Genomic DNA, 14,006 nt, shown 5'->3' with positions numbered 1-14,006 from the left:
AGGCGAGTCTAAACCGCGCCTGAGGACGATTCCGCGCTTAACCCGGCGGTCAGGCAGCGGGGGCTAGGGTCGGCTTGCCCATCAGAGGCATCCCCCCAATAACAGGAGAGCAACCATGCTCCATTACGCGCTGATCTTCCTCGTGGTCGCCATCATTGCGGCCGTCCTCGGTTTCGGTGGCCTGGCCGGCATGGCTGCCACGATCGCCAAGGTGCTGTTCGTGGTGTTCCTGATCCTGGCGGTCGTGTCCTTCCTCAAGAAGGCGACCTGACGGTCCATCCCCGGGCATCACGCCGGATGGCTAGAATGGCGGCATGACGCCAGCCGCCTCCCCCTTCGACGCCCTCAAGCCCCTGGCCGGCCGCGCCCTGGAACTGGCGCTCAACCGACTGGTTGCCCTCGATCCCGACACCGCCGGGGCGCTCACGCGCCTCGGCGGTCGTCGTATCGGCCTCGCGCTGGAGGCGCCGCCGGTGGCGCTCGACATCAAGGTGCACGAGGGCCAGCTGCAGGTGGGCCCGCCGACCGACGAGCCCGACCTCGGCATCCGCGCCACGCTCTCGGGCGTGCTGTCCCAGTTGCCCTTCTTCCGCGCCAGCGGCGCGCCGCCGGTGGGCAAGGTCCGCATCAACGGCGACGCCGAGCTGGCGCGCACGCTGCAGCATCTCGCGCAGCGCTTCGATCCTGATTTCGAGAAGCCCTTCGCCGACCTGCTGGGCCCGGTGATCGGGCCGCAGGTGGCGCGCGTGCTGGGCGAGGCGCTGAAGGCCGGCGGCGAGTTCGCCCGCGGCTTCAGCCGCGACACCGTCGACTACCTCACCGAGGAATCGCGCGACCTGGTCGGAAAGGCCGAGCTCGCGGCATTCCACGATGACGTCGACGACCTGCGCGATCGCGCCGAACGCCTGCTCGCCCGCTTCGCCCGTTTGAACGCGGGGCAGGGCGCATGAGCGCGGTCGGCCTGGTGCGCGGCGGCTCGCGCGGTGTCACCGCCACGTTGCGCGCCGTGGGCATCGCCCGCGTGCTGCTGCGGCACCGGCTCGATGACTTCCTGCGCGACACCGCCTTCCGCCGCTGGCTGTGGCTGCTCAAGCCGATCACGCCGGCGCGCGAGGCCGCCGACCTGCCGCGCGGCCAGCGCCTGCGCCACGCGCTGCAGGAGCTGGGCCCGATCTTCGTGAAGTTCGGCCAGGTGCTGTCGACGCGCCGCGACCTGCTGCCGCCCGACATCGCCGAGGAACTCACCCTGCTGCAGGACCGCGTCGCGCCGTTCCCGGGCGAAGCCGCGCGTGCGCTGGTCGAGGCGGCGCTGGGCAAGCCGGTCGGCGAAGTCTACGCCGAGTTCGACCTCACGCCGCTCGCGTCCGCGTCCATCGCCCAGGTGCACGCCGCGCGTTTCCACGACGGCCGCGAGGTGGTGGTGAAGGTGCTGCGCCCCGACATCCGCGCCCGCATCGACGCCGACATCGAGCTGCTGCGCACCCTGGCTTCGCTGGCCGACCGCCACCATCCGAACGCCGACAAGATCCGCGCGCACGAGGTGGTGTCCGAGATCGCGGCCACGCTGTACGCCGAGCTCGACCTGCAGCGCGAGGGCGCCAACGCCAGCCAGATGCGCCGCACCTGGCTGGGCAGCGACGACCTGTACGTGCCCGAGGTGCTCTGGGACTACAGCACCGAGACCGTGCTGACGATGGAGCGCGTGCGCGGCATCCCGTCGGACGACATCGTGGCGCTCGATGCCGCCGGCATCGACCGCAAGGCGCTGGCGGCCAAGGGCGTGCGCGTGTTCTACGCGCAGGTGTTCCGCGACAACTTCTTCCACGCCGATGCCCACGCCGGCAACATCTGGGTGGACGCCACCCGCCAGGCCAACCCGCGCTACATCGCGATTGATTTCGGCATCGTCGGCCAGCTCGATCGCCGCGACCAGTACTACCTGGCCGAGAACTTCATGGCGATCTTCCAGCGCGACTACCGCCGCATCGCCGAGCTGCACATCGAGGCGGGCTGGATGCCTTCGCACATCCGCATCGACGAGCTCGAGGCGGCCACGCGCGCCGTCTGCGAGCCCTACTTCACCCGCCCGCTGAGCGAGATCTCGCTGGGCGAGGTGCTGGTGAAGCTGTTCAAGACCGCGCAGCGCTACGAGCTCACCCTGCAGCCGCAGCTGATCCTGCTGCAGAAGACGCTGCTCAACATCGAGGGCGTCGGCCGCCTGCTCGACCCCAAGCTCGACATCTGGGCCGAGGCGCGCCCCGTGCTGGAGAAGATCCTGCGCGAGCGCTACAGCCCGGCCACGCTGGGCGCCGAGTTCCGCAAGCGCCTGCCCGAGCTGATCACGCACGCGCCCGACATGCCGCGCCTGCTGCACGATTTCCTGGCCCAGCAGGTGCGCGGCCAGCACTCGATCAACATGCGCAGCGAAGACCTGGCCGAGCTGGCGCGCATTTCCAAGGCCGGCCAGCGCCAGACCATCTACGCCATCCTCGGCACCGGCCTGATGGTGGTGGCGGCCGTCCTCGTCGGACTGGAAGCCGGCGGCCCGCGCCTGCTCGGCATCCCGGCCGCGGCGGGCATTGCCGGGCTCGGCGCGTTCGCCGCGTTCCTGGCGGCCTGGCCGCGTCGCTGAGCTGACGTGACGCTCGCGCTTCCCGTACTGCACGCCGACGAACAGATCGCGGTGGTCAACAAGCCCGCCGGCCTGATGGTGCACGACAGCGCCCTGGCCCGCGGTGAAACCGACTTCGCCGCCGACCGACTGCGCGAGCAGTTCGGCCGGCCCGTGTTCCTGGTGCACCGGTTGGACCGCGCCACCAGCGGCTGCCTGCTGCTGGCCTTCGACCGCGACAGCGCCTCGGCGCTGGGCAAGGCGCTGATGTCGCAGGACTTCGAGAAGGACTACCTGGCCGTGTGCCGCGGCTGGCCCGAGCCGGCCGAAGGCGTGATCGACCACCCGCTGGACGGCGGCCCCGGCAAGCCGCAGAAGAAGCCGGCGATCACCGCCTACGCGCGCCTGGCCACCGCCGAACTCGAGATCCCCAGTGCCCAGCACCCGACCTCGCGCTACGCGCTGCTGCGCTGTACGCCGCAAACGGGCCGCTTCCGCCAGATCCGCCGCCACCTCAAGCACCTGCACCACCACATGATCGGCGACAGCAGCCACGGCGACGGCCGCCACAACCAGGCCTTCCGCATGATGGGCGTGCACCGGATGCTGCTGCACGCCTACCGGCTGAGCTTCCCGCATCCGCTTGACGGCCGCCGCATCACCGCCATCGCCCCGGGCGACGACGAGTGGAACCGCGCGATGGCGCGGCTGGGGTGGTCGGACGTGATGGAGGCCGCGCTGCAGCGGCCACCCGGGACCTGAACGGCCCGGCCTTGGCCACGGGCCCGCGCCAGCGGCGATAATGGCCCTTCGCACGCCCCGGACCACCGCCTTGGCCAAGCTCTATTTCTACTATTCGGCGATGAACGCCGGAAAGACCACCACGCTGCTGCAGAGCGCGCACAACTACCACGAGCGCGGCATGCGCACGCTCATCCTCACGCCGCGGCTGGACGACCGCTACGGCGAGGGCGTGGTGGCCTCGCGCATCGGCCTCAAGGCCCGCGGCACCATCTTCGGCCGCGACGACGATTTGCTGGCCATGGTGCGCGACGACATCGCCGCGCGCGGGCCACTGCACTGCGTGCTGGTGGACGAGGCGCAGTTCCTGTCGAAGCGCCAGGTCTGGCAGGTCACCGAGATCGTGGATCGCCTGAACGTGCCGGTGCTGGCCTACGGCCTGCGCACCGATTTCCGCGGCGAACTGTTCGAAGGCAGCCAGTACCTGCTGGCCTGGGCCGACAACCTGGTCGAGATCAAGACCATCTGCCACACCGGCCGCAAGGCGACGATGGTGCTGCGCGTGGACGAGAACGGCCGCGCCATCTCCGACGGCCCGCAGGTGGAGATCGGCGGCAATGAGCGCTATGTTTCGGTCAGCCGCGGCGAGTTCAAGAAGGTGATGGCGGGCGAGGGCGTGATCGACCTGCAGCAGCCACAGCTGCCCCTCGGCGACTGAAGCAATAAAAAAGGGGTCAGAGTAAATATCTGTTTGAATCCCGTGCGCGGCATCATCCGGTGCTGTCTTTCTTGGTTGCATTCTTTCGAGGACGTCCCCTCGGTCGCGTCGACGCGACTTGGCCCAGCGATGCCTCCAGCATCGATTGGAAACGCGGGCTGCCCAGTGCGCGCTCTTGCCGCATGTACTCCCGAATGGCGGCCAGCTCCTCGTCCGGCAACGAATCGACCAGCAGGTGCCGGTAGGTCTCGATGCGTTGGCGTGGATCTGTCCCCAGAGCCAGGAACGAAGGATGTGGCGTTACCAAGGGGTCCGACCGTCGTCCCAAGTGGTGGTGGACGCTGGACCAGGGGTAGTCCTCGGGCCTGGCTGCCAAGGCGGCACGGACCGGGTTGAGCTCGATGTAGCGACAAACCGCCAGGGCGTAGCGGTCGGAGTCGACCAGGCAAGACCTGAAGCGGCCCTCCCAAAGCGTCCCGGTCCGCTCGTGACGCTGGTTGAATGACAGTACGTAGCGCCGGCCGAGCTGGCCCATGGCCTTGGAAAGCGCGCCCGGTCTCGATGGGGTTGCGAGCAGGTGGACGTGGTTTCCCATCAGGACATAGGCATGAAGCGCAACGTGATGCTCCGCGAACGCCTCTGCAAGCCAATGGAGATAGCGTGAGTAGTCGCCCGGATCGATGAACGTAGCCGCACGGTTAACGCCGCGCTGCGTGATGTGCAAGGGGAATCCTGAGGCTTCCAGCCTGGGGCGGCGCGGCATGGGCATGACTCCTTGGAAGGGTTACGCCAGTCTGGATGGGATCGGGTTGAAAAAGAGGAAGCGAATCGCCTCGTGTCCGCTGCGAGTACGGCCGTTTCAAACAGAAATTTACTCTGACCCCTTTTTTGGGTTCAGCCGCGGCCGCAGCCGGCGGCCAGCTCCGCGATTTCATCCGCAAGACGTTGCCGCTCCGGCTGGCCAAGGCTGGCTTCGGCGAGCATCTGCTGCCGCAGCTCACGGCCATCGCCGCTTCGGCCTTGCCGGCAGAACAGACGCGCCTGCAGGGCGCCGATGCGCCAGTCCCAGGCGTCGGTCGGGGTGGGGCGGGCGCGGGGCAGGTTGCGTAGCGAAACAAGCGCCGCATCGGCCCCGGGAACGTTGCCGACGTCGATCAGCACCTGGGTGCGCGCGAGGGCCACGGGCAGATGCTCATCGCTGCCGGCAGCGATGCCCGCCGCCAGCAGGCGCTGTTCGGCCGAAGCCAGCAGCGACAGCGCGGCTTCCGAATTCATGCGGCCCATCGCCACCCGCGCCAGCAGCAGGTCGGCGCGCGCGGCCTGCAGCGGGCTGTCGGCTAGGGCCAGCTGCTGGCATTCCAGCGCCAGCAGTTCGGCGCCGTCGGCCTGGCCCAGGGCCAGGCGCACCTGGGCCAAATCGCACAGCACCGACGAACGCGGGCCGAGGTCGTTGCCCCGACGCACCAGCTGCAGGCTGCGCTGGAACGCGTCCTGCGCCTGCGCCAGCCGGCCCTGCTCCCACGACAGCCGGCCGAGCTGCTGCCAGGACGCCGCCACTTCCGGATGCTCGGGGCCGAAGCGCGCCAGCAAGCGCTCGTGCGCGGTGCGCAGCAGGCGCTCGGCTTCCTCGAGCTTGCCGTTCTGCACCAGCAGCGCGCCCAGCGGACGCTGCACGCCGGTGCTGGCGGGGTGCCCGGGGCCGAAGCGCGTGAGCGCGATCTCCATCGCCTGGCGGTAGGACGATTCGCTTTCGACGCGGTCGCCGATCACCAGGTGCAGGTTGCCCAGTTCGCGCCAGATCTCCACGCCCAGCGCATTGCGGTCGCCGCCGCTCTCGCGCAGCAGCGACAGCGCGGCGCGCATCGCCAGGATCGCTTCCGCGTGGCGGCCTTCGTCGGCCAGCAGGCCGGCCAGGTCGGCCTGGCTTTCAGCCTGCAGCGCTTTCGAATCCGGCCCTTCGCGCAGTGCCAGCGCCTGCCCGAACAGGTCGCGCGCGACGTCCCGGCCGCCGAGGCGCCGATGGCAGCGGCCCAGCTGCGACAGGAACTCCGACACTTCGCGGGGTTGCCGCGCCGACTGCTGCTGGCTCACGGGCAACCACGGCAGCAGCGCGCGCACGCACACTTCGGGCTGGCCCAGCGCGCGCAGGCTGCGGCCGCGCATCGCGGCGGCCTCGATGCCCAGGCGCGCCGGCGCTTCGCCGGCCAGGCTGCCGAGCACCTGCGATTGCCGGTCCAGCAGCTCCAGCGCCTGGCGGTCGTCGCCCAGGCCTTGCCGCAGCCGCACCACCAGGCCCAGCAGCTCGGCGCGCGCCTGCGGCTGGCCCAGCAGTTCGGTGTCGGCGCGGCGCACGCCGGCGTCGAGCAGGGTGCGCACGTCGAGGCCCTCGCCGTCGCCGGCCTGGTCGGTGTTCTCGAACAGCGCTACCACGAAGTCCTGCATCGCCTGCGCACGCTCGGCCTCGACGATCGCGCGTCGCGCCTGCCAGGACACGAAGACCAGTGCCGCCAGCAGCAGCCCGCTCACGAAGAAGCCCGCCACCAGCGCCACCGAATTGCGGCCGATGAACTTCGCGGTGCGGTAGCCCAGGCTCTGCGGCCGCGCCAGCACCGGTTCGCCGTCGAGGTGGCGGCGCAGGTCCTGCGCCAGCGCTTCCACCGACACGTAGCGGTCTTCGGGCGCCTTCGCCAGCGCCTTCAGCAGGATGTTGTCGAGGTCACCAGACAGTTCGCCCGCGATGCGCCGCGGGGCCGCGGCACCCGCCTCGCGCGCCAGCTTCAGCGCCGCGGCGGAGGGGCGCACCGCGTCGCCGGTGAGGATGGCCTCCTCGAACGCAGCGTCGGATGCGCGCGCGGGATCGTAGGGCTTGCGGCCCACCAGCATTTCGTAAAGCACCACGCCGAGCGAGTACACGTCGGTCATGGTGGTGATCACGCCGTTGCGCAGCTGCTCGGGCGCGGCGTAGTGCAGGGTGAAGGCGCGGGTGCCGGTGCCGGTGATCTCGGTGTCGCCGTTGGCGGATTCATCGAGCAGCTTGGCGATGCCGAAGTCGAGCAGGCAGACCTCGCCGGCCGGCGTCACCAGGATGTTGGAAGGCTTGAGGTCGCGGTGCACGACGAGATTGGCGTGCGCATGGCTCACCGCCGCGCACACCTGCAGGAACAGCTTCAGTCGCGCTTCCTTCGGCAGCGACAGCTTGCGCGCGTAGTCCGTGATCGGCTCGCCCTGCACGTAGTCCAGCGCGAGGTAGGGCTGGCCGTCGCTGCTCACGCCCGCATCGAGCAGGCGGGCGATGTGGGCGTGGCCCAGCCGCGCCAGGATCTGCCGCTCGCGGGTGAAGCGCGTGCGCAGGCCGGCATCGCCGAGGCCGGGGCGCAGCAGCTTCAGCGCCACGCGGCGGTCGTAAAGGCCGTCCGCGCGCAGCGCCAGCCACACCTGGCCCATGCCGCCTTCGCCCAGCGGCCGCTCGAGCTTGTACGGGCCGATCTTCTGCCCGGGCTGCGGCGAGAACACCGCCGCATCCACCACCGACTGCGCCAGGAAATCGGGCCGCTCGTCCTCGAGCGCCATCAGACGCTGCAGTTCCGTGCCCAGGCAGGGGTCGGCGCGGGTGATTTCGGCCAGGCGGCGTTCGCGGACCGGCGGTTCGAGCTCCAGCAGCTCGTCCAGCAGCGCCGACAGCGTGGTCCAGCGCTCGGTGTCCACGGGTCGCCCGGACTCAGCCCTGCAAGGCGGCCAGCAGGAACATGCGCGCCTTCTGCCAGTCGCGGCGCACGCTTCGTTCCGAGCGCTTGAGCAGGCCGGCGATCTCGGTCTCGGACAGGCCGGCGAAGTAGCGCATCTCGACCACCTGGGCCAGGCGCGGGTCGAGGTCGTGCAGTTTGTTCAGCGCGACGTCGAGGCCGAGCATGTCCTCGTCCAGGCGCATGCCGCCGCCGGCGTCCTCGGGCAGGTCGGTGACGCGGTGCAGGTCGCCGCCGCGCTTCACGGCCATGCGCTGGCGGGCGTAGTCCACCACGACGCTGCGCATGGCGCTGGCGGCATAGGCGAAGAAGTGGGCGCGGTCCTCGAACTCGGCTTCGGCGCGGCCGGCCAGCTTGAGGTAGGCCTCGTGCACCAGGGCCGTGGTGTCGAGCGTGTGGCCGTGCTGCTGGCCGCCCAGCTGGCGCCGGGCCATGCCGTGCAGCTCGCGGTAGAGCGTGGCCAGCACCCGGTCGAGCGCCGACTTGTCGCCGCCGCGCGCGGCACTGAGCCACTGGGTGATGTCAGCCGTTTCGTTCATGGTTCCCCGGGTCCCGTCTGCGCGGGCTGGGGAGACTATAGCGGAAGCCGGGGCGTCCGGCGTTCGGGACTGAAGTCCCTCCTACAGGTGCCCTGTAGGAGGGACTTCAGTCCCGAAGCCTTTCACCGCTGGCACCGGGAACACCAGGCCGTCGCCCGATTCCCCATCCGCCCGTCCTTGATCGGCCGCCCGCAGGCCTTGCAGGGCTCGCCTTCCCGCCCGTACACGAACAGCTCCTGCTCGAAATACCCCGGCGCCCCGTCCGGGCTCAGGAAATCCCGCAGGGTGGTGCCGCCCCGGGTGATGGCGTGGGCGAGGATGGTCTTCACGGCCGCCGCCAGCCGCGCATAGCGCTCCCGGCTCACGCTGCCGGCCGCACGGCCCGGGGCGATGCCGGCCTGGAACAGGCTCTCGGCGGCGTAGATGTTGCCCACGCCGACCACGATCGCCTGGTCCATCAGGAAGGCCTTCACCGGCGCCTTGCGGCCGCGGCTGCGTTCGAACAGGTAGTCGCCGTCGAAATCTTCAGATAGCGGCTCGGGGCCGAGGTGGGCCAGCAGCTCGTGGGTCTCGCCGGCTGGCTGCCAGAGCAGGCAGCCGAAGCGGCGCGGGTCGGTGAAGCGAAGCACCCGTCCCGAATCGAGCGCGAGGTCCACGTGGTCATGGGTTTCGACCGGGGTGCGCGCGGGCAAGACGCGCAGCATCCCGGACATGCCCAGGTGCAGCACGGCGCTGCCAGGCGCGGTATCGAGCAGCAGGTACTTCGCACGGCGGCGCACGGACAGCACCGATTGCCCCGGCAGCTCGCGCGCCACCTCGGGCGGGATCGGCCAGCGCAGGTCGGGGCGGCGCAGCACCACGCCGGTGATGCGGCGGCCTTCCACGTGCGGGGCCAGGCCGCGGCGGGTGGTCTCGACTTCGGGCAGTTCGGGCATGCCGGCATTGTAGTTCGCGGCCGGGCGAGGCCCGCGCGAATTGCCGGTTCAGGAGGGCAGGGCTAGCCTAGGCCGATGCGCCCCCACCCCCGCCCCGCCTCGTCCCGCCTGCTGGCGCCCTTCCTGCTGCTGGTCCTGGCGCTGCCGGGGGCCGCGGTGGCCGCGCCTTCCAGTCCCACCGACCTGCTGCGCACGGCCGCCGAGACCCTGGCCGACCCGCAGGCCAAGGCCACCAACGACGCCCTCGACGCCGCCGCCGAGGCCGACCGCGAAGCCGCGGAGCTGGCCGAGCGCCTCGCCGCGCTGCGCACCGAAGCCGCCAACGCCCCCGCCCGCAGCCGCGAACTGACGGCGCAGCTCGAGGTCGACCGGCAGCGCTCGCTGCGCGAATGGCAGGCGCGCCTGCCCGCGCGCGCCGACGTCGAGACGCTGGAAATCGCGCTGGAACAGGAGCGCCTCGCGGCCGAGCAGCTGCGCAGCCAGATCGAAACCCTGGCCACCGAGATGGCCGCCAGCTTCGCCCAGCCGGCGCGCAGCGCCCAGGACATGGCCGCGATCCAGGCGCGCCTGGACGAGCTGGCGCAGCCGGCCGCCCCGGCCGAAGGCGAGCCCGACCCGCTGGTGCGCGCCCGTGCGCTGCGCAACGAGGCCGAGCGTCGCAAGCTCGCCGCCGACCTCGCGCTGCGCCAGGCCCAGCAGGACCTGGCCGCCACCCGCCAGCGGCTGCAGGAGCTGGAGCTGCGCGCGCTGCGCCATCGCCTCGCCGTGCGCGAGCCGCGCATGGCGGTGCTGCAGCGGCGCATCGCGGAGCTGGGCCGCGAAGAGCTCGCCGGTTTGGCGGAGCAGTTGACCGCGCAGGCCGAGACGCTGGCCACGGAGGATCCCGCCGTCGCCGAGGCCGCCCGCGTCAACCGCGCGCTCGGCGAGGAGCTGGTGGAAACCAACGAATCCCTCGCCCGGCAGCGCAGCCAGCTGGTCGGCGAGGAAGAAGCGCTGGCCCGCGACCTCGCGGGCCTGCAGGACGCCCGCACGCGCCTGGAGCTCGGTGGCCAGAGCGAGCAGGTCGGCACCTGGCTGTGGGCCGAACTGCGCCGGCTCGAACCCGAGGCGCGCCTCAACGATCGCCTCGACGAGATCCGCGAGTCCCTGGGCCAGCTGCGCCTGCGCCTGATCACGCTGGGCGAACTGCAGCGCGAGCTGGCCGACCTGCCCGACGCGGTGCGCACGCTGCGGCGCCAGGCGCCCGGCAGCGAGGAAGACGCGCCGCAGGCCACCGAGGCCACGGAGGACCCGCTGCCCGCGCTGCTCGAACAGCGTCGCGACCTGGCCAGCCGGCTCGAGCCGCTGATCTGGCGCCAGGTCGCCGCGCTCGAGCAGTCCGAGCGCAGCCTGCAGTCCCGGCTCGACGCCAACGTCGCGCTGCGCACCACGCTCGACCGCCACCTGCTGTGGATCCGCAGCCATCCGCCGGTGGGCGGCGACTGGCTGGCCACGGTGCCGGCCGGCGCCCAGGACCTGGTGAAGCCGTCGCGCTTCACCACCACCGCGATGCTCGTGCAGCGCGACTTCATCGAGCGGCCCTTGGTGTACCTCGCGGCGCTGCTGCTGGTGGCGGGTTTGTTCGTGCTGCGCCATCGCGCACCTGAAAAGCTCGAAGCGATGGCGCAGGCGGTGCGCCAGATCCGCGCGGATCGCTATCGCCGCACCTTCGAGGCGCTGGGCTGGACGCTGGCCGGCGCGCTGCCCGGTGCGGTCGCACTGTTCGCGTCCGGAAAATTGCTGCAGGGCGTGGGCGACAGCGGCAAGTACAGTGATTCGCTCGGCCTGGCGCTGCAGGCGCTGGCGCTGCCGGCGTTCACGCTCGCCTTCCTGGCCTGGATGGTGCGCGAGCGCGGGCTGGCGCACGCGCACTTCCGCTGGACCAAGACCCGCCGCGAGGCGCTGGCGCGCTGGCTGCCGAAGGCAATGCTGGTGCTGCTGCCGCTGTATTTCGTGGTGGCGTTGTCCTTCATCCGCAACCAGGAGCTGGCGATCTCGGTGCCGGGGCGGATCGCGATCGTCCTCGCCAGCCTGTTCTCGGCCTGGGTGCTGTGGGACCTGCTGCAGCCGGCGCGGCTGTGGCACACCCGCGGCCACGACCCGGAGCCCTCGGGGACCCGGCGCGTCCTTCGCGCGCTGGTGCCGGCCGGCCTGGTGGCGATGGCGCTGCTGGCGCTGGATGGCTACGTGTATTCCTCGGCGATCCTGCTCGACGCGCAGTTCGCCAGCGTGGGCATGGTGACGGCGGTGGCGGTGCTGCACGGGCTGCTGGCGCGCTGGTTCCTGCTCGGCGAGCGGCGCCTCGCGCTGCATCGCCAGGACCAGAAGCGCGAGGCCGCGGCGCAGGCCGCGGCCGAAGGCCCCGCCGAGCCCGAGGATGGCGGCGAGGCGGTGCCGGCCGAGCTGGAGCAGGAGATCACGCTGGAAACGGTCAACGCGCAGAGCCGGCGCCTGCTGCGTGCGTTCAAGCTCACGCTGCTGGTGGTGGGCCTGGCCTGGGTCTGGGCCGACGTGCTGCCGGCGTTCGCGCGCTTCGACGAGATCGCGCTCTGGCACGTCAGCGATACCGCCGAGGACGGCAGCTCGGTGCAGGTGGCGGTGACGCTGATGGCGGCGCTGCTGGGCCTGCTGGCGCTGGCGCTGACCTTCGTGGCGGCGCGCAACCTGCCGGGCCTGCTCGAGATCGGCCTGCGCTCGCGCGCCAACATCGATGCGGCCTCGCGCTACGCCATCACCAGCGTGGCGCGCTACGCCATCGTGCTGGTGGGTGTGGTGCTGGGCCTGGGCTCGCTGGGGCTGCACTGGGGCCAGCTGCAGTGGATGGCGGCGGCGCTGACGGTCGGCCTGGGCTTCGGCCTGCAGGAGATCTTCGCCAACTTCGTGTCGGGCCTGATCCTGCTGTTCGAGCGGCCGTTCCGGGTGGGCGACGTGATCACGGTCAACAACCTAGACGGCACCGTGACCCGCATCCGCACCCGCGCCACCACGATCCTGGACTTCGACAACAAGGAGATCGTGGTCCCGAACAAGGCCTTCATCACCGGCCAGCTGGTGAACTGGACGCTGAGCGACGAGACCACCCGCATCACCATCAAGGTGGGCGTGGACTACGGCACCGACCCGGCCCTGGTGCACAAGCTGCTGCTGCAGGCCGCGAACGAGAACGCGCGCGTGCTGCAGGACTGGCCGCCGCGCAGCTGGCTGCTGGAGTTCGGCGCCAGCACGCTCGACTTCGAGCTGCGCGTGTTCGTGGGCGCGATGACCGACCGCCTGGCCGTGCGCAACGAGATCAACATGCGCCTGATCGAACTCTTCGCCGAGCACGACATCGAATTCGCCTACCCGCAGATGGACATCCACGTCCGCGACCTCCCGGCCCCGCGCGACATCGAGCCGCGGGCCGGCCGCGCGCCCGGCGGCGGCCCGCAGGACCCGCGCGGCGCGCCGTCGCCCTGAGGCGACGGCACCCGGCGAGGAGCGAGGGGTCGGAGTGGTTGTTCGTTCGGAACAGCTGTTCACTCGGGCCACTTTTCTTGCGATGCTCAGGCGCCCGGATTGGAGTTGATGCCTTGCTGGATCTGTTGCGACGTGTCTTCGGTAGCGCCCCCGTCCAGTCTGAGGCCGCATCGGCGCTGCAGGCCGTCGCCGATCCGGTGGTTCGTGCCGGCGGCCAGTCGCTGGACCTGCTGGAAAGTGTCGATTGGCACGAAGGCCTGCCTTATCCGGACTGGGATCGCGCTGCCGCTTGGCTTCAGGAATTGCCCGAGGCCGATCGCGCCGACGCCTGGCTGCAGTGCGAGCGGGCCTGGCTGCTGCAGCTGCGCGATGCGCTGGGTGGGGCCTACCGCCTGCTGGAGTCCGACCGGGCCTTCCTGCTCGCCGCGCACGATCCGGTGACGGCGGAGGCCACGCTGCAGTTCCTCGGCCGCACCGAGCGCCGCGTGCAGGCGATGCTGGAGGAGCTTGCGGCGCCGGCCGACCTGGGCAAGGAAATCCTGGTGCTGTTCGAAAGCATCGACGACTACTACCGCTACATCTCGTACTTCTATCCGGAAGATGGCGAGTTCGCCATGAGCTCGGGCATGTTCATCAACGCCGGCTGTGGCCATTTCGTGGTGCACGGCGAAGACCTCTCGCTGTTCGAGCCCACCATCGCCCACGAGATGACGCACAGCCAGCTGGCGCACCTGCCGATCCCCGCCTGGCTCAACGAGGGCATGGCCGTCAACGCGGAGCAGCGGCTGACGCGGCTGGGCGCCGACGCCTGGTCCGTGCAGCACCTGGAGGCCAGGCATCGCAAGTTCTGGACGCCTGAAACCATCCAGTGGTTCTGGTCCGGCGCCGCCTACTTGCGGCCGGATGAGGGCAGCGAGCTGGCCTACGACCTCGGCCGCCTGATCGTGAACGGGCTGAGCAGCGACTGGGCCGGCTTCAAGAGGTTCGCGCTGGCCGCCAACCTGGCCGACGCCGGCGCCGCCGCGGCGCACGACCAGCTGGGCCTGGATCTCGGCGAGTTCGTGCGGCACTTCCTGGGCCAGGCCGAGGGCCGCTGGGGCCCGGATCCGGCGACCTGGGAGCAGCCTCCGGAGCGCGGCCAGTTCTGAGCCAGGGAAACACCGGCAAGGCCATCACCCGCTTGAAACGGATGAATACCCTAGCCCCTGTTTTGGGGGACAATGC

The 14,006-nt window shown here is 70.9% G+C and carries 11 protein-coding genes; 7 read left to right on the top strand and 4 right to left on the bottom strand.

Features of this window, described 5'->3' with window-relative positions; genetic code table 11:
• Positions 1–115: 115 nt before the first annotated feature.
• From N787_RS14715 to N787_RS08715, 5 genes are all read left to right on the top strand, one after another.
• Positions 116–271 carry a DUF1328 domain-containing protein gene (locus N787_RS14715; protein ID WP_034212741.1) on the top strand — a complete coding sequence of 52 codons (156 nt, stop codon included), beginning with the start codon at positions 116–118 and terminating at the stop codon, positions 269–271.
• 43 nt (positions 272–314) lie between these two features.
• On the top strand, positions 315–950 hold the full coding sequence (locus N787_RS08730; protein ID WP_034212739.1) for a ubiquinone biosynthesis accessory factor UbiJ: 636 nt from the start codon (positions 315–317) through the stop codon (positions 948–950).
• Positions 947–2,632, top strand: coding sequence for a ubiquinone biosynthesis regulatory protein kinase UbiB (ubiB, locus tag N787_RS08725; RefSeq protein WP_052575311.1), 1,686 nt, complete (start codon positions 947–949; stop codon positions 2,630–2,632). The genes N787_RS08730 and ubiB overlap by 4 nt, the downstream gene beginning before the upstream one ends.
• Before the next feature lie 75 nt (positions 2,633–2,707).
• On the top strand, positions 2,708–3,373 hold the full coding sequence (locus N787_RS08720; RefSeq protein WP_425387861.1) for a pseudouridine synthase: 666 nt from the start codon (positions 2,708–2,710) through the stop codon (positions 3,371–3,373).
• Positions 3,374–3,443: 70 nt separating this feature from the next.
• Positions 3,444–4,070, top strand: coding sequence for a thymidine kinase (locus N787_RS08715; RefSeq protein WP_034212736.1), 627 nt, complete (start codon positions 3,444–3,446; stop codon positions 4,068–4,070).
• A 52-nt stretch (positions 4,071–4,122) separates the two neighbouring features.
• Here N787_RS08715 and N787_RS08710 read toward each other — a convergent pair whose 3' ends face one another.
• From N787_RS08710 to mutM, 4 genes are all read right to left on the bottom strand, one after another.
• Complete coding sequence (locus N787_RS08710; protein ID WP_034212825.1) at positions 4,123–4,833, bottom strand: transposase; 711 nt, start codon at positions 4,831–4,833, stop codon at positions 4,123–4,125.
• 131 nt (positions 4,834–4,964) lie between these two features.
• The gene (locus tag N787_RS08705) at positions 4,965–7,775 is read right to left on the bottom strand and encodes a protein kinase domain-containing protein (RefSeq protein ID WP_034212734.1); all 2,811 of its coding nucleotides are present in this window, start codon (positions 7,773–7,775) and stop codon (positions 4,965–4,967) included.
• 13 nt (positions 7,776–7,788) lie between these two features.
• A complete protein-coding gene (locus N787_RS08700) occupies positions 7,789–8,352 on the bottom strand; it encodes an ECF-type sigma factor (protein ID WP_034212732.1) in 564 nt (187 codons plus the stop codon).
• A 122-nt stretch (positions 8,353–8,474) separates the two neighbouring features.
• Positions 8,475–9,287 carry a bifunctional DNA-formamidopyrimidine glycosylase/DNA-(apurinic or apyrimidinic site) lyase gene (mutM, locus tag N787_RS08695; RefSeq protein ID WP_034212730.1) on the bottom strand — a complete coding sequence of 271 codons (813 nt, stop codon included), beginning with the start codon at positions 9,285–9,287 and terminating at the stop codon, positions 8,475–8,477.
• Positions 9,288–9,362: 75 nt separating this feature from the next.
• On the opposite strand from mutM, the gene N787_RS08690 reads away from it, so the two are divergent.
• Entirely contained in the window at positions 9,363–12,782 is a 3,420-nt protein-coding gene (locus tag N787_RS08690; RefSeq protein WP_052575310.1) for a mechanosensitive ion channel domain-containing protein, read from the top strand.
• A 113-nt stretch (positions 12,783–12,895) separates the two neighbouring features.
• Positions 12,896–13,930: a hypothetical protein gene (locus tag N787_RS08685; RefSeq protein WP_034212729.1), complete on the top strand. Its 1,035-nt coding sequence runs from the start codon at positions 12,896–12,898 to the stop codon at positions 13,928–13,930.
• Positions 13,931–14,006 lie beyond the last annotated feature (76 nt).

The organism is Arenimonas metalli CF5-1 (genome assembly GCF_000747155.1).
Lineage (GTDB): Bacteria > Pseudomonadota > Gammaproteobacteria > Xanthomonadales > Xanthomonadaceae > Arenimonas > Arenimonas metalli.
This window is presented reverse-complemented; position numbering and strand designations above follow the sequence as displayed.